The organism is Paraflavisolibacter caeni, from assembly GCF_025628885.1.
Taxonomy (GTDB): Bacteria; Bacteroidota; Bacteroidia; order Chitinophagales; family Chitinophagaceae; genus Flavisolibacter; species Flavisolibacter caeni.
In genome coordinates this window covers 57905-79533 of the sequence record NZ_JAOTIF010000022.1, presented here as the reverse complement: position 1 = coordinate 79533, position 21629 = coordinate 57905, and the positions used below count along the sequence as shown (strand labels likewise).

Genomic DNA, 21629 nt, shown 5'->3' with positions numbered 1-21629 from the left:
ATGGATGGGCTTTTTCTTTTGGCAACCTTCCAACATATTATCTTTGCCACACTTTAAAAAACTGAACCAGTTTGCGGTCCACAAGTTCGCGAGTTGAGCAAAAACGAAAACTCTGAAGTCCTTTAACCCGTAAACTTGCAAACCATTGAACTCGTGAACTTATCATGATGGCTTTAAAATTCTTAAATAGAAACAAGCAGGAAGAAACTGCTGAAATGTCCTTTATCGACCACCTGGAAGTTCTGCGTGGCCACCTTTTTCGATGTGTAGTAGCTATTGCAATTGGCGCCGGCGTTGTTGGCTATTTCAATAAGTTCTTCATACGCAATGTGTTAATGGGCCCAACCCACCCCGACTTCCTTACCTACGTCGCTATGTGTAAGATCGGGAACAGGTTTGGCTTTGGCGATGCACTTTGCATCCGCGACATAAATATTCCCATGCAAAACACGGTCGTTGGTGGCCAGTTGAGCATGTTCTTTTCTGTGATCCTGATCGGTGGACTGATCATTGCCTTTCCCTTTGTTTTCTGGGAGTTCTGGAAATTTGTAAAACCGGCACTCACCAAAAAGGAATTGAACAAAACCCGCGGTGTTATCTTCTGGGTATCCTTCCTGTTCTTTACGGGAGTAAGTTTTGGCTATTTTGTGGTGGCGCCTTACACGATCAATTTCTTTGCAAACTTCAAGATTGATGAAAATATCGAGAACAAGTGGACAATTGGCAGTTACCTGGATACAATGACCCCGCTTATCCTGGGTAGCGGTCTTGCCTTTCAGTTGCCACTGGTGATGTACTTCCTGGCAAAAGTGGGTATTGTTTCTGCCACCGCCCTGAAAAAGGGACGGAAATACGCCCTCGTGATCATCCTGGTAGTTGCTGGCGTAATCACTCCCGGACCAGACATTATCAGCCAGATGACAGTAGCCCTTCCGCTCCTTCTTTTATACGAGATCAGCATTATACTATGCCGCCGTGTTGAAAAGGAAGAGGCGAAGGAAGAACTGGAATGGAGCTAATAAATTTAAAAAAACAACATCATGAATATTGCTTTCGATTTATCCAAACCTGTTGTTGTCGGTGCCGACCATGCAGGTTTTGCGTACAAACAAACCATTATTGACTTCCTTGAGAAGAATAATATCCCATATAAAGATTTCGGAACCAACAGCCCCGACTCTGTTGACTATCCGGATTTTGCACACCCTGTAGCCAGTGCTGTTAACAGCGGTGAAGCAGCTGTGGGTATCCTGGTTTGCGGCAGTGCCAATGGTGTGGCCATTACCGCCAATAAACACCAGGGCGTACGTGCTGCCATTACCTGGCAGGATGAAATCGCTGCCCTGGCACGCCAGCACAATAATGCCAACATTATTTGCATTCCGGCCCGTTATGTTTCTACAGACGATGCACTGCAAATGATCTCTACCTTCCTCGGGACAGAATTCGAAGGCGGCAGACACGCCAACAGGGTGAATAAGATTGGATGTATATAATCATTTCACTAGAAATAACAAAGGCGGAGTAAGTGCTCCGCCTTTATTTTTAGCAGAATATTCTAATCTATCCAATAGCCATTTTCAAATCTTCAATCAGGTCTTCTACATCTTCAATACCTACACTCAGGCGGATGAGCGAATCTGTCAGACCATTTTTGATTCTTTCTTCCCTTGGTATAGAAGCATGGGTCATGGAAGCCGGGTGGTTAATCAGCGACTCAACACCGCCCAGGCTTTCAGCTAGTGAAAACAGTTTGGTGGAGGATAATACCCGCATTGCATTCTCAACGCTGTCATCCTTGAGGGTAAAACTCATCATACCTCCAAAGCCACGCATTTGCTTCTTTGCAATGTGATAACCATGATGGTCTTCAAAGCCACACCAATAAACTTTGGCAACAGCCGGATGATTGCGCAGGTAATGTGCGATCTTATCTCCATTCTCGCAATGACGCTGCATGCGTACGTGCAAGGTTTTAATCCCTCTCATTACCAAGAAGCAATCCATAGGACCCGGTACGGCACCGCAGCTCTTTTGGATAAAGTATAATTGCTCGCGCAGTGCAGGATCATTCATAACCAATGCGCCCTGAATCACATCACTGTGCCCGCCCAGGTATTTGGTGGAAGAGTGCATCACGATATCGGCGCCCAGGTCAAGTGGGTTTTGCAGGTAGGGCGAAGCAAACGTATTGTCCACACAAAGCAGGATATCATTCTGCTTGGCCAGTGCGGAAATAGCAGCAATATCGGCTACATTCATCAGGGGGTTGGTAGGAGTTTCTGTCCAGATGAGCTTTGTATTCTGGTTAATAACCGCTGCTATATTGTCTATATTAAACTGATCTACATAATGAAACTTGATCCCAAACCGCTCAAATACCTTTGAAAATAAGCGATAGGTCCCCCCGTACATATCGTTACCGGCTATCACCTCATCTCCGGTAGACAACAATTTGATTACAGCGTCAGTTGCCGCCACACCGCTGCTGAAAGCCAGGCCATACTTGCCATTCTCTATTTGGGCCAGGGCTTCTTCCAGTGCTTTACGGGTAGGGTTTTGCGAACGTGCATACTCATACCCCTTATGTTTCCCGGGTGCAGACTGAACATAAGTAGAAGTTTGAAAGATGGGAGTCATAATCGCGCCTGTGCTTGGATCTGGTTCTGCGCCTGCGTGTATAAACTTAGTGCCTGGTTTCATGTTTTTGGAATTAAGATGCAAATGTAAGTCCGTCTTTCTTACATCACCCCTTAGGAGTTCCGTGCACATCTCTCCTTTCAAACTGACACCGCCTTCTACCGGAACAAATACGAAGCGGACCAATAGCGCCAGTCAAGGTTATTGGCAGCATGCGCATCTGCGGGAACTATAGGTTGTTGCAGTACAGTTTTGGAGAGAACATCCTTGGAAACGAGCAGTTTTTTGGCTTCCTGGATCTTTTCCTGCACCATAGGGTTTTGCATCCATGCTTTCTGAGGTGGCTCGAAACCAACCTTTTCAGCCCGCCAGACAATCTGTGCCGGCAGTAAAGACTGAACCGATTGGCGCAGCAACCATTTTGTCCAACCCCTATGTATTTTAAACTGGGGCGGTAGCGAGAATAAGAATTCCACCAACTGGTGATTTAAAAAAGGCAATCTTACTTCTACAGCATGGGCCATACTGTTTCGGTCCGCATATCGCAGCAGTTCTTCCAGGCCATAAACAAAGGTGTTGAAGTACAGAACTCCATTCAGGTCCAGTTGTGCGGGCAGGCTATAATAAAAGTCTTTTTTGTGATCAGCCGCGAAGTCAGGGTTTAGACCTGGCTGTCTTGAAGCCTTCTTAGCTTTACTGTTTTGCAACAGCGAAGCCGCAAAGTGAGGAAAGAGCGCAAAGGCTTTATTCTTCACCCCAAATAGCTCATTTACGCCTAATGCTCTTACAGCTTTCAGCTCGCCACTTGAAGCCAGTCTTTTCTTTGCATACAGTTCCTGCCAGTACCAGTGGTAATATTTGTGATAGCCAGCCAGCACTTCATCTGCTCCCTGCCCGTCCAGCAATACAGTAATTCCTGCAGCTTTGGCCGCTTCATACACCTTGTACTGGGCCAGAACGCTTGAAGAACCCACAGGCTCCTCCTGGTGCAGCATCAGTTGATCCATTTCCTTTACCAGGTCGTCAGCATCAACACGCACCAGGTGTTGGTGTAAATCGTATTCCGCAGCTACAGCCTGTGCATACTGCCTCTCATCTTTTTCGAATCCATCAAAAACAGCTGTAAAGCACTGATGCGTGTACTGCTTTGAAGGTATCTGGGCAGAAAATGCAACTATAGAAGAACTATCCAACCCGCCGCTCAAACTTGTGCCAATGGGCACATCACTACGCAGGCGCTTATGAATGGATTCCGTCAGCAGAAAGTTAAATTGCTCTACTGCAGTCGCTTCACCAATCCCAGTATTCACTTCAGCATCCACCTGCCAATAGTTTTCAATAGACAGTTCATGCGTTTGCATGGCGAAAGTGAGGCAGGATGCCGCCGGCAGCTTCTGTATATTATTATAAAATGTCTCTTGGGGGTTGAATGGATTGGAGGTGTAACCAATGGTAAGATAGTTATACAACATCTTTTGGTTTACCTCTTTGGGCACACCGGCCTGCCAGAGGGCTTTCATTTCAGAGGCAAACAGGAACTCGTCTTCATTGTAAAAGAAGTAAAACGGTTTTTCGCCAAACCGGTCTCTTGCGGCAAATAAAACCTGTTCTTGCTGATCCCATATTGCAAAAGCAAAAGCGCCATCGAAATGTTGCAGGCACTCCTTTCCATAAGCAGCATAGGCAGCAGCCATCACTTCTGTATCTGACTGCGAATGGAAGCCATATCCCCGCGACTCTAATCCTTTCTTTACTTCCAGGTAGTTATATAACTCTCCATTATGTACAATGGTGTACCGGCTTTGATAGGTAAGCGGTTGGCGGGCAGCCGCAGTGCGATCGATAATGCAAAGGCGGGAATGTCCAAGAGCCAAAGTGTTATGGACATTGCTATAAATGCCATGATCTTCAGGACCGCGGTGTTGCAGGCAAGCCGTTGCGGCCCCTATTCTTTGTAATAGATTATTGTTGGAGAATATGCCAGCTATGCCGCACATTAGATTACTCTTATATGGTGAAATTAAGTATCCTCTGTCATGCTCCCATCACCAATTGCTCATTGCCCCTCACTTCTTAAAAACGATCGGCAGTCGGGCAGTTACATCATCCCAGGCCATGAGGAGGTCTGCCCCGGTAGCTGTTTTTTGAAAGACCATGGTAAAGTATTCGATATTCGAGGGAGCTTGATGCGCTGTAGCTTCAAACTTTGCAACATCGTACTTTGGATCAGGCTTTAAACCCCAGCTAAACAAATTGGTATTTAAAACAATGGTCCATTTGTTCGTGTCAGGAATGCAATACACCACATAACGGCCCTTTCTTATTGATTTACCTTGAATAGAAACAGGTTGGAAAAACTCGATTTCGGTAGCTTCATTAGCGCCCAGTCTCCAGGGCTCACCATACTTTAAAAGCGCTCCAAAGATCTTTCGTCCCTGGCGGTGAGGACGGCTATAGATAACTCTTGCCAGAGGCAAAGCAGATACTTTTCCTGACATTTTGAGGATCGGGTAATCTTCCGGGAAATAACTGATATCCATTGGAGAGATATCGATAGAAGCATACGGATTTATGGCTTCTTTTTTTACCAGGTGCGTATCCTTCCGTGTATTGATCATCACTTTTTCGCCGCCACCCTTACTTTCATTGCTGCAACCGGCTAGTAAAAAAAGAAATGCGATCGTGAAAAAAAATTGCATGAACCGCTGATTATATGATTTTAATGATTGCAAATGTAAAAGGTTGCGCCGTACTTCTAAACGCTCTTTCGGGGAATGGGCAGATTACTTTGTGCTTATGGGCAAAGAAACCAAATCTGTATCCCAACCAATATTCATATTTGCACCGCCATTTGCCTTTTCAAATGCAATACAGAAAGGCTCCAAAGGCTCGGATGACTTTTTTACAGGCAACTTCACCCTTAACAAGTCTTTCTTTTCATCATAGTGGAAGGCGCCCCAGATATCGGTTTCCTTATTTATTATAATGGTCCAATCATTAGGCGTAGGTATCGCATAGATTGTGTATTTGCCCTTGGGCACCTTTTTACCATCAATTTTAACGTCCCTGAAAAACTCGATCTCAGTAGCCTCATTTGCACCAAGGCGCCAAACTTTGTTGTATTCAACCAGTTCGCCAAACACTGTCCGGTTATTTTTCTGCGGCCGGCTATAAATAACCCTGCATACCAGGGGTTCCGTTGCTTTATCCTGTATTCTCAGAACAGGATAGTCCACAGGAAAATAAGACATATCCATAGGAGACTTATCAAGCGGAGGCATTTTACTGCCATTTCCATTGGACTGAGCAAAACAAATGGAACTAATTGAACTAACAATAAATACGAAAAGGAGTTTTTTCATAGTGTTGCAATAAGGGCGCAAAAATAACTTTTCCTAAAAAAGGAGACGAAACCAGTTATGCATTCAGTATGTCCAGCTGCTGTTTTGTAAATAGTTTAACATCTGAAAAAAAAGCATCATAGCACAGTTGGAGTTCATTGTAGTTCTCCAGGAACAGCCTGCATGCCGTTTCGCTGTCACTAACAAAAGTAGAACGGCGAATCAATCCCCGCAGGCTTTTTTCAATGCCCCCGGTCTTCCTGTAATTCCAAAGCCAGTTTTCAGATTTCATGTAGGCAAACATCTGAGCGAAGCGCAGGGGCATATAAACAGCAAATTCCTCTAATGTATCATAAGTAGTTTGTGTAAACTGATAGAGGGTGTTGCCTGGAAATATTTGAGTATCGTTTGCCAGGTAATGATCATAAATGATATCAACAATTGGCGCACTGTAGAGGCGATAATGCGGTCTGAATACTTCTTTTGCCCGTTGTGTGACCACATGCGTATCAGTGAACTCATCTATTTTCCGGTGCAGTATTATTCCCTTCCGGATACTTTCAGGAAAGTCATATTGAGCATTCCCCTTCACGAAATCAGACATCATATTCCCGGCCAGGATCTCCTTCTGCCTGAACGATAAATATGCGTGTGCGAGGAAGTTCATGAGTAAAGCTAATGAGCTAATGTGATAATGCGCTGAAATAAAAATGTGAAAATGTAAAATTGAGGATGATGTTATGGAAAGCAGCATTTGAAATTGGAATGAACTTCACTGGTAAATGATCAATGGCATGTGATGTTAATCTATTTAACACAAGGAACCATATGTCATAATTCGATTGAACCCGCCTGTAACTCAATCTACCTTTGAATCGTCAGAACAACAAATGGCATTCATCCAAAACCACTAAATATTTAAGTTTATGAAATCCTTGTTCATCATTCTTACAGTTATTTCTTCATTATTTGCAAACAATAGTTTTGCCACAGACGACATCAACCCAGCGGTCATCAAGTCTTTTCACCGCACATTCAAAGATGCAACAGAAGCCAACTGGTCTGTTTCTGAAGACAGGTATAAAGTTCAATTCTATTTAGCTGCGCAACAAATTACAGCTTACTACGACAAGCAGGGTACATTATTATTTGTTGTCCGCAACATCAGTTCTTTCCAACTCCCCCTTTTACTACAGGCTGAGATCAAGAACAAATATGTCAACTACTGGATCTCGAATCTGTATGAAGAATCAGGCGTTAATGGTACGGACTATTATGTAACACTTGAGAATTCAGATACGAAAGTTGTTTTAAAGTCGTATAGCCATGCCGGGTGGAGTGTACAGCAAAAGGAAAGCAAATAATGCCTGAGTTTGGAGTTAAATAAACATTTATAAGCGGATATTACTACCGGACAACTCCAAACTCTCATTATTTTTGCTGCTCAATTTTTTAAGATATGAGTAAAGGTCCGGTTTCACAATTTATAGAGCACCATTACCGCCATTTTAATGCAGCGGCTTTGGTGGATGCAGCAAAAGGCTATGAAAAACATTTGCTGGAAGGTGGTAAAATGATGATCACATTGGCTGGAGCCATGAGCACTGCAGAGTTAGGTATATCTCTTGCAGAGATGATCCGCCAGGATAAAGTGCAGATTATTTCGTGTACAGGCGCCAACCTTGAAGAAGATATCATGAACCTGGTGGCGCACAACCACTACGAACGTATTCCCAACTGGAGAGACCTGACACCAGAACAGGAGTGGGATTTACTGGAGCGTGGCCTGAACCGCGTGACAGACACCTGTATTCCTGAAGAAGAGGCCTTCCGCAGAATCCAAAAACACATACATCAAATCTGGAAAGAGGCTGACGAAAAAGGTGAGCGCTATTTCCCTCATGAATACATGTACAAATTGTTACTGAGTGGTGTCATGAAAGAACACTACCAGATTGATGAGAAAGATAGCTGGATGATTGCTGCAGCAGAGAAGAACCTGCCAATTGTTGTAGGTGGGTGGGAAGACAGCACCATGGGTAACATCTTTGCATCGTATGTATACAAAGGAGAACTGAAGGCAAGCACCATGAAGAGCGGTATTGAATATATGGTGTGGCTAGCCAACTACTATAAAGACAACAGCGCTGGTAAAGGCATTGGCTTCTTCCAGCTCGGTGGTGGCATTGCCGGCGATTTCCCAATTTGCGTGGTGCCCATGATGTACCAGGACCTGGAAATGCATGAAATTCCTTTCTGGAGCTATTTTTGCCAGATATCTGATTCAACTACTTCTTATGGTTCTTACTCCGGAGCACACCCAAATGAAAAGATCACCTGGGGTAAACTGGACATCCATACGCCTAAGTATATCATCGAAAGTGATGCTACAATTGTAGCGCCACTAGTGTTTGCATGGTTGTTGGGTTGGTAAGAAAATTAATCAATTATATGAACGAGCCTCGTGGGAGCAATCCTGCGGGGCTTTTTTATTTTTCCCTGTAACATGTTCATTTGAGTCGTAGTCATAGGATGTACACTAAACAAATACAGGGTACATGAAAAAGTTTGTTTTGCTCTCTTTAACCATAGCTTTAACGATTATTTCTTTTGCACAGGATTCTACTTTTTACTTTACTACTTCTGATAGTACGCGTCTTTTTGTACGAATAGCCGGACAAGGCAAGCCATGCGTGTTTGTTCACGGGGGCCCCGGTTCAACCAGTTATTACTACGAAGTAATGCCGGGAGCACAGATGATCGAAGAGAAAATGAAGATGGTCTACTTCGACCAAAGAGGCAGCGGACGCTCTGGCTCGGCTAAAGATGGGGATTATTCACTGGCCAGAATGCTAAAAGATATAGAAGAATTAAGAACAGCTCTTCATTATCAGAAATGGGCAGTAATGGGACATTCCTTTGCAGGGATCCTGGTGACAAACTATGCCCAACAGTATCCGCAATCAATTACCTCTCTGATGTTAATTAATTGTACTTTGAACATGCCACTCTCCATGATGAGTCACATCAACAATGGGTTGAAAATATTGGATTTAAAAGATCAGGCAGTATACAGAGACACTGCTAAACCATTGATGGAGCGGGTAGGTATGGTGCATCAAAAACTTACAGAACAAAATCTTTGGTACAAATTGATGTTCCGTAATGCGTATGAAAAAAAGTATAGTGATTCAGTAACACTCTCTATAAAAGACTTCAATTGGGAGTTTGGTAATAAAGTCTGGGGTGTGCAAGATTACTTTAAAGATTTTACTCCTTTAACATCCCGGATCAAGTGTCCTGTATTGGTGATGACAGGCGATCATGATTTTGCAATCGGGCCTGAACACTATCAAAGTTTTCATTTTCCAAAACAAACAGTAGTGCACTACATTGGAGGACATGCACCATTCCAGGAAGAGCCGCAATGGTTTGCAGAAAAGATCATTGAATTTTCAGGAAAGCTATGAGGAAACCTACTTGTCAATTTTTCGATGGGGATTGGATAGAGAAAGCACAGGACAACCCATTAGTTTTGCAATAACCGGCAGTGCAATACCTGCAGAAGGGAACGACGAATAAGCATAAGCAATAAATAATTAGCAGTCTACGATGAATTATAAAAAGTCAATTTTATTAATTGTTGCCAGCATCGTGCTGGCAACAGCTTTTTCACAGAAGGTTTATTTGATACCGGCATTGCATAATCTTCATAAAACCAATCAACAATACACTTATGATCATTTGAAAGCTATTGTTCAAAAGATTAAGCCTGATGTCATTGCGGTGGAAATGAGAAGAGAAGATGTTGCTTCTGATACAAGTTACCTGAAGAAAAATTATCCTTATGAAATGTGGATGATGCGGTATTGGTTCCCTAAAACTACCATAGAAGGATTTGACTGGTTGGGCGCTGATTTGGAAGGGAAAACAATCCCTGATCGTTATTGGGAAAACCAATCGCAAATCAAGGCATTGCAAAGGAAACTGAATGCCGACAGCATTTACACAAGGAAACTAAAAGCCTGCGATGTTTATACAAACGAAAGGATGAAAACACTACAAAGTAGTTCTCTGAAAGGTATCCTTCAAAGTAACGAATCCATATTCATCAAAGAGTATTACAACTGCCTGAACTTACAATTGCAAAACAGCGATTATGAAGAACTGCCAAAGTTTTATGACCTACGCAACCAGAAGATGCAGGAACGATTAAGCGAACTGGTGAACAGGTATGCTGGTCAAACAATCGTTGTGATTACGGGAGCAGATCACTATCCTTATCTTTTTGAGTATTTACGGAAACAGAAGGTTAGTGTATTGCAACCCGTTTAGGTTTATTAGTTTTGGCGAGTGAATAACCAACTGGCAGATTTCCTGAATAAGAAAGCGGAAGCGTATAATACGGAGGCATTTATTGAAGCCGATCCCATTTCTATCCCTCACTTGTATAGCAGAAAGCAAGACATTGAGATTGCAGGTTTCTTTGCTGCAATATTCGCCTGGGGTAACCGTAAGATGATCATCGGAAAGTGTAAGGAACTGATGCAGCGGATGGACAATAGCCCCTATGAATTCTGCCTACACCTGGATGAAGAAGGATTGAAAAGTTTAATGGGATTCAAACACCGAACTTTTAATGATACAGACCTGTTATATTTTGTAGAATTTCTGCACTATCATTACTCGCAACATGACTCGCTTGAAACTGCATTTTCCCAATGGATGACTCCTACCGATGTTACTATTGAAAATGCATTGAATGGTTTTCACCGCTATTTCTTCAGCCTGCCAGATGCACCAGTACGCACACAGAAACATATAGCTGCACCTTTTAAGAATTCTGCCTGCAAGCGGTTGAATATGTACCTTAGGTGGATGGTTCGCCAGGACAATTGTGGTGTTGACTTTGGCATCTGGAAACAGATCGCTCCAGACCAACTGGTTTGCCCTGTGGATTTGCATGTAGCACGTGTAGCAAAGCGTTTTCAGTTATTAACAAGACCTCAAACGGACTGGCTGGCGGCATTAGAGTTAACAGCAAACCTTAGAAAGCTAGACAAGGACGACCCAACGAAATATGACTTTGCATTGTTTGGACTAGGCGTCATCGAAAAATATTAGGGTAGCTTTGCTTGTCAATAATAAACAATCAACATGAGTATTTCTAATGAAGAAAAAATGATTGCACTGTTGCAGAATGCTGTGTTACCTGCTACAAATAAGGAAGAAAACTTACAGCAGCTAGCATTGGTGATTAACGACCTGATTGTTCATGATTTTGAAAGACTCATACGCATATTATACCGTGTTGATGTTGATGAGAACAAGTTAAAAAAAATGCTTCTCGATTGCCCACAGGCAGATGCAGGTATCCTTATTGCCAACTTACTCATAGAGCGGCAGGAGCAAAAAGAATATTACAAGAAGATGTTTTCTAAAAGCAACTCTGATATTCCAGAGGAAGACAGGTGGGAATAATGCGGTACGCCCGGCATTAAATTTTTACTACTCTTTAAAATTGCTTTTATGAAAAGAGATGGCGCCTGTACGAGCCTCTGGCAAAACAACCAGCCAGATTATCAACCCACCAATTCATATGACGCAAACAAAACTTACGATGTAGTAATTGCTGGAGGTGGCATAACCGGTATTACCACAGCATTGCTGCTGCAAAAGGCAGGCAAGTCATGCCTGGTTGCAGAAGCACATAATTTGTGTTTTGGTACTACCGGTGGCACTACAGCTCATCTGAACACTTTCCTTGATGCTAACTATGATAAGATCAGGAGCGACTTTGGGGAACATGGTACCCAACTGGTTGGCCGCGCAACCAGGCAAGCACTGGACCTTTTCAAACAGCACATTAGAGAGTATAACATTGATTGCGGCTACGAGGAAAAGGATGGTTTTTTGTATTCAACAAATGAAAAGCAAACCGAACATTTACAAAAGATCTTTGAAGCCTCACAGCAAGCCGGGGTTGCAGTAGCATATACAGATCAAATACCAGTGCCAATAGAATTTGAGAGCGCGATTGTGTATAGCGGACAGGCACAGATACATCCCTCCCGTTATGTTTATGCTTTGGCAAAAGCTTTCGAGGCGGCAGGTGGCGTTATCATGCAAGAATGCCTGGTAGAAAATGTAGATGGCAAGGAAGTATTGGACATTGACACCAACCGTGGGCAACTGAAAACAAGAAATTTAATTTATGCCACCCATATTCCACCTGGTGTGAACCTGCTCCACTTCCGTTGTGCGCCTTACCGGAGTTATGCAATGGCAGTTACCTTGAAAGATGGCAATTACCCCAATGGACTTGCTTATGATATGTACGATCCATACCATTATTACCGCACCCAGGAAGTAGATGGTGTTCGTTATTTGATTGCAGGAGGAGAAGATCATAAGACAGCACACGAGAGCAATACAGAAGCTTGTTTCATGAGGCTGGAAAGTTATCTGCGCAAATATTACAATATAGACAAGATTGCCTTCAGGTGGTCATCGCAATATTTTGAGCCTAGTGATGGGCTGGCCTATATTGGCCACCTACCTGGTAATCCGGAGAACGTCTTTGTCGCTACAGGCTTTGGTGGTAATGGAATTACCTATAGTCATATCGCAGCTATTACACTAACAGATTTGATAGTAGACGGTACCAGCCCTTATGGCCACCTGTTTGCCCCGGGCCGTGTGAAGCCGGTGGCAGGCTTTACCAACTTTGTAAAGGAAGCTGCCGATGTAGTAGTCCAGTTTTTTGGAAAGCGCTTTGGTCAAAGCGATATACAGGAGATCGCCGACCTGGCACCTGGTGAAGCCAGGGTGGTAAAGTACGATGGAGATTCAATTGCCTTGTATAAAGATGAAAAGGGGAAACTATATGCAGTCAATCCCGTTTGTCCGCATGCTAAATGTATGGTTGGCTGGAACAGTGCTGAGAAAAGCTGGGACTGCCCTTGTCATGGTTCACGGTTTTCAGCGGAAGGGGAGCTATTGACGGGCCCGGCCAGGAGGGGGCTGGAGCAGGTCGATATTATAAAAGAAGAATAGAGGCCTCTGGGCCTCTATTCTTCTTTTATCTTGAATGCACTTAAGCAATTTCCCACACCTCATTGCCCTTTAGCAGCTTGTCGAGGTCGGCGGCTTTCTTTTCTTTGGCAATGGAAATTTGCTGTTGTAACATGTCCTCGTAGCAAGGCCTGATTGCCTGGTAGAACACACCAAACGGACGAGGCAGGTGGTGCTCACTCTTTGGATCTTCGAATATGCGGGTCAGGATCTGAGCCTTATAAATATCAGCTTCGTCATGTACCCACAAGTCGTCGGCACTAAAGCCCTCGTTCAGGTTTACAACCTGTGGCTTGAAGCCATCCAGGCGGATACCTTTATCTCGGTTGGCACCAAAGATCAGCGGTTGTCCCTGTTCCAGGAAGATGGTTTCATCTGCTTTGGAAGACTTTTCGGTAAAGATCTCAAAAGCACCATCATTGAAGATGTTACAGTTTTGATAGATCTCAAGGAAAGAAGCACCCCTGTGTTCATGTGTTCTTAACAACATTGCCTGCAAGTGCTTGGGATCACGGTCCATACTACGGGCAACGAAAGTGGCATCAGCACCCAGGGCCAGAGCCAATGGATTGAACGGATGGTCGATGGAGCCCATAGGGGAAGATTTTGTAACCTTGCTTTCCTCCGAAGTAGGCGAATATTGACCTTTCGTTAAGCCGTAGATCTGGTTATTGAAGAGCAATACGTTGACGTCGAAGTTGCGGCGCAACAAGTGGATCATGTGGTTACCACCGATGCTCAGGCCGTCACCGTCACCAGTAACGATCCAAACGCTCAGATCGGGGCGGGCAGCCTTTAAACCGCTGGCAATTGCTGTAGCCCTACCGTGGATCGAGTGCATGCCATAGGTGTTCATGTAGTACGGGAAGCGGGAAGAGCAACCAATACCTGAAATGATCGCAATGTTCTCACGGGGTATGCCCAGGGTAGGCATTACCTTTTGCACCTGGGCCAGGATAGAGTAGTCACCGCAGCCAGGGCACCAGCGTACCTCCTGGTCAGTGGCAAAATCTTTGGGTGTAAGGGTTATATTAGTTGCAGTTGTTGTTTCCATTATTACTAAGATTTGACAGAAAGACCTACCAGGCATAGAGCCTGACAGGACTTTTGAGTCTGCAAAGGTAAGCATTGTTATCCAGCAGAATTTGTTAAGTCTGAATTTGGGTTTGGGGAGGAGGGATTAGAATGACGAATGATTCGAATGAAAAATGTCGAATAAAGGGATAGAGGAGTCGGGGTTTTATAGGGAGAAGAGGTAAGGGGAAGAAAGATGCTTTTTTGAGGTTCAGGAACGAAGGAGGCATACCCTTGCCCTACTCTAGGTATACTGATGGTATGCTTCAGGTATACTTGAGGTACGAAGGATCCCTACTCGGAAGCTGGAGTTGGGGCGGACAAAAGCGGTCATTTCCTGCCATTTGCTGCCAAAACGGCCAGAGGGGTTGGAGGTGTAGATGGGCAGCCCTAGCTTTAGGGAGTAAATGAAAAAGATGAAACAGCTTTACATTGACAACAGGACCCGCTTGGTGGTGGATGGCAAGGTGATGTCCCGGCTGCTGCTGGGCATCATCCGAGGCAGTATTGGGAAGTGCTTTGTGGTGAAGCACTATAGGGGGAACAAGAAAAAGAAGTGGAAAAAAAGGATCGTGATCACCAAGTACCCGGACATGAGTGGCATAGTAGCCTCTGAAAAGCAGCGGGTAAGGAGGGATTTGTTTAAGGAGGCGGTGGTCTATGCCCAGTGGATCCTCTCGGATGCGGAAAGGAAGGAGGCCTTCCGAAAGACCCTGCCCAGGAAGAAGCGGAAGCATGTCTACCAGGCTGCCATCCGGTTGTACATGAGGATGCAGGGGGACAAGCAGTGGCTGAGGAAGCAGCTGGCAGTGAGGGGGATGATGAGCACAGGCAGAAGGGAAATAGCTGATGTGAAAGTGGTGAAGGGGGAATGGTTCATGGGGGATACTGGTAGGCTGAAGGGTTGGGGGCAGGTGGGAGCCTGGAAGGTGGTATGGAAGAAAGAAGAGGCTGTGGGGCTTGAGGTGGTTGATGTTGTTGGAAAGGAGTTGGCTGGTTTAGAAGTATTGCGGATTTAGCAGAGGGTGTGGAAGGAAGTAGGGCGTTTTTGTTATTTTCAGTCGAGCAATACGGATGGGCTCATGCAAATTGGGCAACAACAAAACATAAAGCGAAACTTTGCCAACAAGTATTTCCATTATAGTCAACCAGTTTTTATTAGGAATGGAACAGTTGCCATCTTTCATGTCGCTGAAATGGTTGAACCTTCAGTTGAATACGACCTATTGTATATCTACGAAAGAAAGCAAGGTAAATGGTAACAACAAATGCTCATTCATGCAGTATAGGAGTGCGGGGCGTTTTGTTCTATACAAATAATTACCTCAACAGAAACAGTCAAAGCGACATTTTTAATATATTCACCTCTTAAAAAACCTCGATGAAGAAAACTGCTTTAATTGTTAGTGCATTTGCTGGGATGATCGCTCTTTCGTTTGCCTTCACAAAGGCCGATGAACCTCGCTATAAGAACCTGAAGGTGCTGCCAAAGAACATCAACAAACAACAGATGGATAGCGTGATGCACCATTTTACAGGATCGTTGGGCGTAAAATGTAACTACTGCCATGTTTACAATGAGGCCCAGAAGAGCATGGACTTTGCATCAGATGCAAATGAAAATAAAGGGGTCGCCCGCGATATGATGCGTATGACCAAGAAGATCAACCAGAAATACTTTGATGTTAAAAATATTAAAAGCCTGGAGGCTGACCTGGAAATGACCTGCTATACCTGTCACAATGGTAAAGCGCACCCAGGCAAGTGGCCTGCCAAAGGACCTCAAGGACAGGGTAATGGGCAAAAAACACAAGCAGCTTCACCGCCCCCTCCTACACCAGCACCAGTAATGCCGCAGAATTAATCATAAGGGAGCGGGCAGAATCACCAGATCACATTTTCACCTTTTAACACAACACATATGGAAGCGAATTTCGACTTTGGAATGATTGGGCTTGGGGTGATGGGTAGTAATTTATTGCTGAATATGGCAGATCATGGTTTTGCAGCCATTGGCTTTGACCTGAAACAGGAACGGTGCCAAGCGTTGGAGGCCGCAGCCAATCCTGATACTGTGGTCAAGGGGGTAGGTACCATGGCCGAGATGGTGCTTTCGCTGAAAAAACCACGCAAAATGATGATGCTTGTACCGGCTGGCAAAGCTGTAGACGCGGTGATCGAGAGCCTGCTTCCCTACCTTGAAGAAGGTGATATTGTGATTGATGGTGGCAATTCTTTTTACAGGGACACACTGGAGCGTGTCCATAGACTGCAAGATAAAGGCATCCATTTTTTTGGAATGGGCATTTCCGGTGGCGAGCTTGGGGCCAGGCTTGGCCCCAGCATGATGCCGGGTGGCGATCAAGAAGCTTACCAGTACCTGAAGCCGATTCTGGAGTCTGTTGCTGCCAAAGCAGGTGATACGCCATGCGTAGCCTATATGGGTCACGGGGCTGCGGGACATTATGTAAAAATGGTGCATAACGGCATCGAATATGCTATGATGCAGATGATCAGCGAAGTGTATGATGTGCTTCACCGCGGAGCCGGCATCAGCAATGAGCAGTTGCACCATATTTTTCAGCATTGGAACGAAGGACAGCTGCAATCCTTCCTCATCCACATTAGCGCTGATGTATTTAAAACCAAAGATGCGGAAACGAATCATTTCCTGGTCGATATGATCCTTGACCAGGCAGGTTCAAAAGGTACCGGGAAATGGACTTCGCAGGAAGCCCTGGACTTGCCTGTGGCCATTCCTTCTATTGATGCTGCTGTGGCAGCAAGAAACCTGTCTGTTTACAAAGAACAAAGGGTGAAAGCAGCAAAGGTTTACGGTTCAGCTACCGGTAAAATTGAGTTTACGAATGAGCTGGTTACCGCGCTGGAAAATACGCTAGCGTTTGGCTTTGCCATCGCATATGCACAAGGCCTGAGCATGCTGGCAAAAGCATCGGTGGAATTGAAGATGAACATACCGCTGCCATCAGTGATACAGGTTTGGAAGGCTGGCTGTATCATCCGCTCTGCCCTCCTGGGCAACTTTACCGCTGCTTTTGAAAAAGAGCCTCAATTACCTAATCTCCTCCTGGATAAAGATATTGCCGACCTGCTCAAAAACCGGGAGGAAAGCATCCGGGAAGTTATTGCACAAGCTATTAAGGCGAAAATCCCACTTTCTGCTTTGGGAAGTGCCCTGGCATATTTTGATTCCTACGTTAGTGAACGCATGTCAACCAACCTTATCCAGGCCCAAAGAGATTACTTCGGGGCGCATACCTACCAACGTATTGACAGGGAGGGCGTGTTTCATACGGAATGGAACGTTGAGAATGATGAATGATTCGGATTATTCGTCGTTCCACCATTACATTTGCGGTTATGTCATACGATACATTAACTGATTTTTTGGAGCCGATTAATAAGCATGTGATTTCGAATGATATGGGTTATTCGGAAAAGCAGATTGGCAAATCCATTGAAATTTATGAAGAGGGACTTCCTGATCTTGAAGAGGCTGATATTGTGTTTGTGGGCTGCAAAGATCAAAGGGGTAGCGGAAATTTTTCGGAGAGTACGGCTGCTGATGCGATCCGCAGCGAGTTTTACAAACTGTATCACTGGCATAACGATATCAAGCTGGCGGATATTGGGAATGTGCGTACCGGGAAGAGCATATCAGATACCTATGCGGCCCTGAAGATGGTGCTACAGGAATTGATGGATGCAGGGAAAATGGTTGTGGTACTGGGAGGATCGCACGATCTTACGATGGCGCAATACCAGGCTTTTGCTGATAAGAAATTGCTGATCGATGCAGCCGGTATCGATGCCCAGATCGACATTAATATGGATTCGCCTCTCCGTAGCGATAAATTCCTGTTGGAAATACTGACGAGCGAACCCAACTACATGAATCATTACAACCACATTGGCTTCCAAAGTTATATGGTACACCCGCGCATGCTGGAAACCATGGACAAACTGCGGTTTGACTGCTTCCGCGTAGGTGTTGTAAAAGAAAACATTTCGGAGATGGAGCCTGTGCTGCGTCACTCGCATATGCTTTCATTTGACATTGCGGCTATTGCCCATGCGTTTGCCCCGGCTAACTCGCTTACCCCTAATGGGTTGAATGGAGAAGAAGCTTGTACGCTGATGCAGTATGCAGGCATGAGCACACACATGAGTACAATTGGGATTTATGGTTTTCAACCGGAAAAGGATCAATATGAACTGACTGCTAAGCAGATCAGCCATATGCTCTGGTACCTGATGGATGGCAGGAGTCGCAGTAAGAAAGAAGCGAGGACGGATGAACGTCAATACTTTAATGAATATCACACGGCTTTTGCGGAGGTAGAAACGATATTCCTGCAGAGTAAGAAGACAGGACGATGGTGGATGCAGTTGCCGGATAAGCAGATCATTGCGTGCTCGTATAAGGATTATTTACTGGCGAGTAATAATGAGATACCGGAAAGGTGGTTGAGGGCGCAGGAGCGGCCGTAAATACTACCCCCTGCCCCCGGTCCGCCTTAGGCAGAGAGGGCAGCGCTGCAAAGCCTGGGCTTTATAATATTCATTTAATAAAAAGCCCTCAACTTTAGAATAGTTGAGGGCTTTTTATTTTATCTTCTGTTTTTGCTAAGCAGGTTGATAAGACAGCAGTATTACTCCGCTTTTGAATGTCCTGGTATTGATTAGTTTCAGATCGATTTGATGGTTGAGGTTTTGGAAAATTGGAGTTCCGCTGCCTATTGCGACAGGATCGATCATCACCTGGTATTCATCAATCAAGCCCGCTTCTGCAAGTTGTCTCAGAATACTTCCGCTGCCTAAAAGTGTCATGTCATTTGCCCCTTGCTGCTTTAACTTTTGAACCGCGTCAATTATGTTTTCACTGATGATCCTTGTATGCTCCCAATTGGCTTTTTGGAGTGTCCGGGAAAAAACAATCTTCTCTGCTTTATTCATTCCTTCTGCTACTAACGGAAAAGAATCCATTGCCATTTGGGTTGGCCAGTAACTTGCCATCATTTCGTAGGTGGTGCGTCCGAACAAAAGGATGTTTCCTGATTTAAGGCTTTTGGCAGAAAACTCGCCTTCTTCTGCACCATGCTTGTGCCAGCTTATATCCTGGTCCTGCCCTTTATAATAACCATCAAGAGTGATGAAAGTAAAACTAGATAGCTTTCTCATTTTCGTTTTGTATGGTTGATTCAATTGCGAATCTAGTGATTGATTGTATGTATCATAAGGTGTAAATAAGACAATTTAGAGGTGTGAATGCGACAAATTGAGCACAAAGCCCTCGACTTTTACAAGTCGAGGGCTTTGTGCTTATTGAATATTCTTATGCTGATTACCAAATCCTGATCCTTTGCTCTGGCGCCTTATACATTTTGTCGCCGGGCTGGATGTTGAAGGCCTGGTACCAAGCTTCCATATTAACGATAGGACCATTGGCCCGGTGCATACCTGGTGAGTGCGAATCGGTAAGGATCAATTGAGCTTGAGCTTCAGGCAGGGTGTTGCTGCGCCATACCTGTGCCCAACTCAGGAAGAAGCGTTGGGCCGGGGTGAATCCATCTATTGATTTACCTTCTTTGAATTGTTTTGTTTTGGTAAATGCTTCGTAGGCAATGTTTAAACCACCCAAGTCAGCAATGTTTTCTCCCAAAGTCAGCTTACCATTTACATGAAGCGTATCTAATACAGTGAATGCATTGTATTGCTCTACCACCAGGTTAGCCTTAGCCTTGAACTTTGTTTCATCATCATTTGTCCACCAGTTTTTCAGATTGCCATCTGCTGCATACTGGCTACCATTGTCGTCAAAACCATGTGTCATTTCATGACCGATTGCCGCTCCAATGCCACCATAGTTTACGGCATCATCAGCACCAAAATCGAAGAAGGGAAACTGCAGGATGCCGGCAGGAAATGCAATTTCATTGTTTACAGAGTTGTAATATGCATTGATGGTCGGAGGCGTCATGCCCCAACGGGTTTTATCTACCGGCTTACCAAAGCGTGCAATCATATCATCATAGGCCCATTGGCTGGTACGATGGATATTACCCATGAAATCATTTTTATCAATTGAGATCGAGTTGTAATCTTTCCATTTGTCGGGATAGCCAATCTTCTTTGTGAAGGCAAATAACTTTTCAAGTGCCTTTGATTTGGTTTCATCACTCATCCAATCCAGTTGCCTTATGCGATCAGAAAATGTTTGCTGCAGGTTATTTACCAGGTCCATCATGCGGGTCTTGGCTTCAGGTTTGAAGTATTTATCAACGTACAGTTGGCCCAGAAGATCACCCAATTGACCATCGATGATGCCGCTAACGAATTGCCAACGGGGCGTTATCTCTTTTTGCCCTGTCAGCACCTGGGTCATAGCAAAGTTCTGTTTTACAAAAGGCATACTTAAATAAGCTGCAGCATCATCAAGTACCCCCCATTTCAAATAAGTCTTCCAGTCTTGCAAGGAAACAGCGGACAGGAGCACGTCAACAGACTTAAAGAAAGAAGGATTGGTGACTACCAAGCTATCAGCGCCATTCAGCTTGAGTTGTTGCAACATCTTACTCCAATCAATTGAAGCAGTGGTAGCGCTAAAATCTTTTACAGAAAATTTATTGTACGTCTTATAAGGATCGCGCATCTCGACGCGGCTCATTTGAGCTTTTGCAAGCGCAGTCTCAATTCTCATGACCACAGCAGCATGGGCTATTGCATCAGCCTCGCTTTCACCGATCAACCGGAACATTTTTTCCAAGTGGTCCACAAAGGCTTTACGGATAGCTGTGCTACGGGCGTCGTTCTTCAGGTAATAATCACGGTCGGGTAAAGAAGTTCCCCCCTGTGTCAATTGCGGAATATATTGGGTAACATTTTTGCGGTCCTGTGCAAGAAAGAAACCAAATAAGGGGCTGCCAGTTCCACTTATTTTTTCGTATGCAATTTCTTGAAGAAGATCATCCAGATTCCGGATCGCGTCAATCCGCTGCAGGTCGATTTTAATGGGTTCATAGCCTAGTTGATCAATCGCCACAGTATCCATGCCACTCAAATAAAAATCACCTATCTTTTGCATGCGCGAGTTGGTAGCAGCTTTTTTTGAAGCTTCCTGCAACAGGGTCTGCATGCGCTTTGAGCTTTCCTCCCGCAGCATATCGAAGGAGCCCCAGCGTGTTTTGGATGATGGTACAGGGTTATTTTTTAACCAACCCCCGTTTGCAAAAAGATAGAAGTTTTCACCGGGTTTTACAGCTGCGTCCATGTTGGCTTTGTCGATGTACTTAGGCTTTTTACCGCCAGGCGGGGTAAAAGCCATCATAGCAGCGGCAGAAACGCCGATTGTAAGAACTTTTATGAAATTCCTCATGAGTTATAATTTTTTAGTCTGCAAAATTATCAGGGGCTTTCTGAAAAAAGGTTTAAAGATGGATGAGCGGTGAGAACGTTTGGAATGACGAATAGGGTTGTTTG

The 21629-nt window shown here is 44.5% G+C and carries 21 protein-coding genes; 13 read left to right on the top strand and 8 right to left on the bottom strand.

What is annotated here, in order from left to right; genetic code table 11:
• The first annotated feature begins 164 nt into the window (after positions 1 to 164).
• Complete coding sequence (tatC, locus tag OCK74_RS21260) at positions 165 to 1019, top strand: twin-arginine translocase subunit TatC (protein ID WP_279299103.1); 855 nt, start codon at positions 165 to 167, stop codon at positions 1017 to 1019.
• A 21-nt stretch (positions 1020 to 1040) separates the two neighbouring features.
• Positions 1041 to 1496 carry a ribose 5-phosphate isomerase B gene (gene rpiB / locus OCK74_RS21255; protein WP_279299102.1) on the top strand — a complete coding sequence of 152 codons (456 nt, stop codon included), beginning with the start codon at positions 1041 to 1043 and terminating at the stop codon, positions 1494 to 1496.
• Positions 1497 to 1563: 67 nt separating this feature from the next.
• On the opposite strand, the gene OCK74_RS21250 is transcribed toward rpiB, so the two are convergent.
• The 5 genes from OCK74_RS21250 to OCK74_RS21230 form a co-directional block, all read right to left on the bottom strand.
• Positions 1564 to 2703, bottom strand: a complete 1140-nt coding sequence (locus OCK74_RS21250) for a cystathionine gamma-synthase (protein WP_279299101.1) — start codon at positions 2701 to 2703, stop codon at positions 1564 to 1566.
• 95 nt (positions 2704 to 2798) lie between these two features.
• A complete protein-coding gene (gene asnB / locus OCK74_RS21245; protein ID WP_279299100.1) occupies positions 2799 to 4637 on the bottom strand; it encodes an asparagine synthase (glutamine-hydrolyzing) in 1839 nt (612 codons plus the stop codon).
• Positions 4638 to 4706: 69 nt separating this feature from the next.
• Positions 4707 to 5339 (bottom strand): DUF2911 domain-containing protein, encoded by a 633-nt coding sequence (locus OCK74_RS21240; RefSeq protein WP_279299099.1) that lies wholly within the window; start codon positions 5337 to 5339, stop codon positions 4707 to 4709.
• A gap of 84 nt (positions 5340 to 5423) precedes the next feature.
• On the bottom strand, positions 5424 to 6002 hold the full coding sequence (locus OCK74_RS21235; protein WP_279299098.1) for a DUF2911 domain-containing protein: 579 nt from the start codon (positions 6000 to 6002) through the stop codon (positions 5424 to 5426).
• 55 nt (positions 6003 to 6057) lie between these two features.
• The gene (locus tag OCK74_RS21230) at positions 6058 to 6648 is read right to left on the bottom strand and encodes an acyl carrier protein phosphodiesterase (RefSeq protein WP_279299097.1); all 591 of its coding nucleotides are present in this window, start codon (positions 6646 to 6648) and stop codon (positions 6058 to 6060) included.
• Between the two features lie 259 nt (positions 6649 to 6907).
• On the opposite strand from OCK74_RS21230, the gene OCK74_RS21225 reads away from it, so the two are divergent.
• From OCK74_RS21225 to OCK74_RS21195, 7 genes are all read left to right on the top strand, one after another.
• Positions 6908 to 7345 carry a hypothetical protein gene (locus OCK74_RS21225; protein ID WP_279299096.1) on the top strand — a complete coding sequence of 146 codons (438 nt, stop codon included), beginning with the start codon at positions 6908 to 6910 and terminating at the stop codon, positions 7343 to 7345.
• A gap of 95 nt (positions 7346 to 7440) precedes the next feature.
• Entirely contained in the window at positions 7441 to 8415 is a 975-nt protein-coding gene (locus tag OCK74_RS21220) for a deoxyhypusine synthase family protein (protein ID WP_279299095.1), read from the top strand.
• A gap of 124 nt (positions 8416 to 8539) precedes the next feature.
• Positions 8540 to 9451 carry an alpha/beta fold hydrolase gene (locus OCK74_RS21215; protein ID WP_279299094.1) on the top strand — a complete coding sequence of 304 codons (912 nt, stop codon included), beginning with the start codon at positions 8540 to 8542 and terminating at the stop codon, positions 9449 to 9451.
• 142 nt (positions 9452 to 9593) lie between these two features.
• Entirely contained in the window at positions 9594 to 10316 is a 723-nt protein-coding gene (locus tag OCK74_RS21210; protein ID WP_279299093.1) for a hypothetical protein, read from the top strand.
• 18 nt (positions 10317 to 10334) lie between these two features.
• On the top strand, positions 10335 to 11105 hold the full coding sequence (locus OCK74_RS21205) for a TIGR02757 family protein (protein ID WP_279299092.1): 771 nt from the start codon (positions 10335 to 10337) through the stop codon (positions 11103 to 11105).
• 33 nt (positions 11106 to 11138) lie between these two features.
• Entirely contained in the window at positions 11139 to 11462 is a 324-nt protein-coding gene (locus OCK74_RS21200; protein WP_279299091.1) for a hypothetical protein, read from the top strand.
• Positions 11463 to 11510: 48 nt separating this feature from the next.
• A complete protein-coding gene (locus OCK74_RS21195) occupies positions 11511 to 13037 on the top strand; it encodes an FAD-dependent oxidoreductase (protein ID WP_279299090.1) in 1527 nt (508 codons plus the stop codon).
• 40 nt (positions 13038 to 13077) lie between these two features.
• Here OCK74_RS21195 and OCK74_RS21190 read toward each other — a convergent pair whose 3' ends face one another.
• Positions 13078 to 14109 carry a 2-oxoacid:ferredoxin oxidoreductase subunit beta gene (locus tag OCK74_RS21190; protein ID WP_279299089.1) on the bottom strand — a complete coding sequence of 344 codons (1032 nt, stop codon included), beginning with the start codon at positions 14107 to 14109 and terminating at the stop codon, positions 13078 to 13080.
• Positions 14110 to 14545: 436 nt separating this feature from the next.
• Between OCK74_RS21190 and OCK74_RS21185 the strand changes: the two genes are divergently transcribed.
• The 4 genes from OCK74_RS21185 to OCK74_RS21170 all read left to right on the top strand — a co-directional run bounded on the left by OCK74_RS21185 (position 14546) and on the right by OCK74_RS21170 (position 18641).
• Complete coding sequence (locus OCK74_RS21185; protein WP_279299088.1) at positions 14546 to 15148, top strand: hypothetical protein; 603 nt, start codon at positions 14546 to 14548, stop codon at positions 15146 to 15148.
• 362 nt (positions 15149 to 15510) lie between these two features.
• Entirely contained in the window at positions 15511 to 15993 is a 483-nt protein-coding gene (locus OCK74_RS21180; RefSeq protein ID WP_279299087.1) for a c-type cytochrome, read from the top strand.
• Between the two features lie 57 nt (positions 15994 to 16050).
• The gene (gndA, locus tag OCK74_RS21175) at positions 16051 to 17472 is read left to right on the top strand and encodes an NADP-dependent phosphogluconate dehydrogenase (RefSeq protein ID WP_279299086.1); all 1422 of its coding nucleotides are present in this window, start codon (positions 16051 to 16053) and stop codon (positions 17470 to 17472) included.
• Between the two features lie 38 nt (positions 17473 to 17510).
• Positions 17511 to 18641, top strand: a complete 1131-nt coding sequence (locus tag OCK74_RS21170) for an arginase family protein (RefSeq protein ID WP_279299085.1) — start codon at positions 17511 to 17513, stop codon at positions 18639 to 18641.
• A gap of 135 nt (positions 18642 to 18776) precedes the next feature.
• Here OCK74_RS21170 and OCK74_RS21165 read toward each other — a convergent pair whose 3' ends face one another.
• A complete protein-coding gene (locus OCK74_RS21165; protein ID WP_279299084.1) occupies positions 18777 to 19331 on the bottom strand; it encodes a dihydrofolate reductase family protein in 555 nt (184 codons plus the stop codon).
• A 163-nt stretch (positions 19332 to 19494) separates the two neighbouring features.
• The gene (locus OCK74_RS21160; RefSeq protein ID WP_279299083.1) at positions 19495 to 21525 is read right to left on the bottom strand and encodes a M13 family metallopeptidase; all 2031 of its coding nucleotides are present in this window, start codon (positions 21523 to 21525) and stop codon (positions 19495 to 19497) included.
• Positions 21526 to 21629: the final 104 nt, after the last annotated feature.

Coding starts and splice junctions, on each gene's coding strand:
- tatC (WP_279299103.1), top strand. CDS start 165: ATGATGGCTTTAAAATTCTTAAATAGAAACAAGCAGGAAGAAACTGCT.
- rpiB (WP_279299102.1), top strand. CDS start 1,041: ATGAATATTGCTTTCGATTTATCCAAACCTGTTGTTGTCGGTGCCGAC.
- OCK74_RS21250 (WP_279299101.1), bottom strand. CDS start 2,703: ATGAAACCAGGCACTAAGTTTATACACGCAGGCGCAGAACCAGATCCA.
- asnB (WP_279299100.1), bottom strand. CDS start 4,637: ATGTGCGGCATAGCTGGCATATTCTCCAACAATAATCTATTACAAAGA.
- OCK74_RS21240 (WP_279299099.1), bottom strand. CDS start 5,339: ATGCAATTTTTTTTCACGATCGCATTTCTTTTTTTACTAGCCGGTTGC.
- OCK74_RS21235 (WP_279299098.1), bottom strand. CDS start 6,002: ATGAAAAAACTCCTTTTCGTATTTATTGTTAGTTCAATTAGTTCCATT.
- OCK74_RS21230 (WP_279299097.1), bottom strand. CDS start 6,648: ATGAACTTCCTCGCACACGCATATTTATCGTTCAGGCAGAAGGAGATC.
- OCK74_RS21225 (WP_279299096.1), top strand. CDS start 6,908: ATGAAATCCTTGTTCATCATTCTTACAGTTATTTCTTCATTATTTGCA.
- OCK74_RS21220 (WP_279299095.1), top strand. CDS start 7,441: ATGAGTAAAGGTCCGGTTTCACAATTTATAGAGCACCATTACCGCCAT.
- OCK74_RS21215 (WP_279299094.1), top strand. CDS start 8,540: ATGAAAAAGTTTGTTTTGCTCTCTTTAACCATAGCTTTAACGATTATT.
- OCK74_RS21210 (WP_279299093.1), top strand. CDS start 9,594: ATGAATTATAAAAAGTCAATTTTATTAATTGTTGCCAGCATCGTGCTG.
- OCK74_RS21200 (WP_279299091.1), top strand. CDS start 11,139: ATGAGTATTTCTAATGAAGAAAAAATGATTGCACTGTTGCAGAATGCT.
- OCK74_RS21195 (WP_279299090.1), top strand. CDS start 11,511: ATGAAAAGAGATGGCGCCTGTACGAGCCTCTGGCAAAACAACCAGCCA.
- OCK74_RS21190 (WP_279299089.1), bottom strand. CDS start 14,109: ATGGAAACAACAACTGCAACTAATATAACCCTTACACCCAAAGATTTT.
- OCK74_RS21185 (WP_279299088.1), top strand. CDS start 14,546: ATGAAACAGCTTTACATTGACAACAGGACCCGCTTGGTGGTGGATGGC.
- OCK74_RS21180 (WP_279299087.1), top strand. CDS start 15,511: ATGAAGAAAACTGCTTTAATTGTTAGTGCATTTGCTGGGATGATCGCT.
- gndA (WP_279299086.1), top strand. CDS start 16,051: ATGGAAGCGAATTTCGACTTTGGAATGATTGGGCTTGGGGTGATGGGT.
- OCK74_RS21170 (WP_279299085.1), top strand. CDS start 17,511: ATGTCATACGATACATTAACTGATTTTTTGGAGCCGATTAATAAGCAT.
- OCK74_RS21165 (WP_279299084.1), bottom strand. CDS start 19,331: ATGAGAAAGCTATCTAGTTTTACTTTCATCACTCTTGATGGTTATTAT.
- OCK74_RS21160 (WP_279299083.1), bottom strand. CDS start 21,525: ATGAGGAATTTCATAAAAGTTCTTACAATCGGCGTTTCTGCCGCTGCT.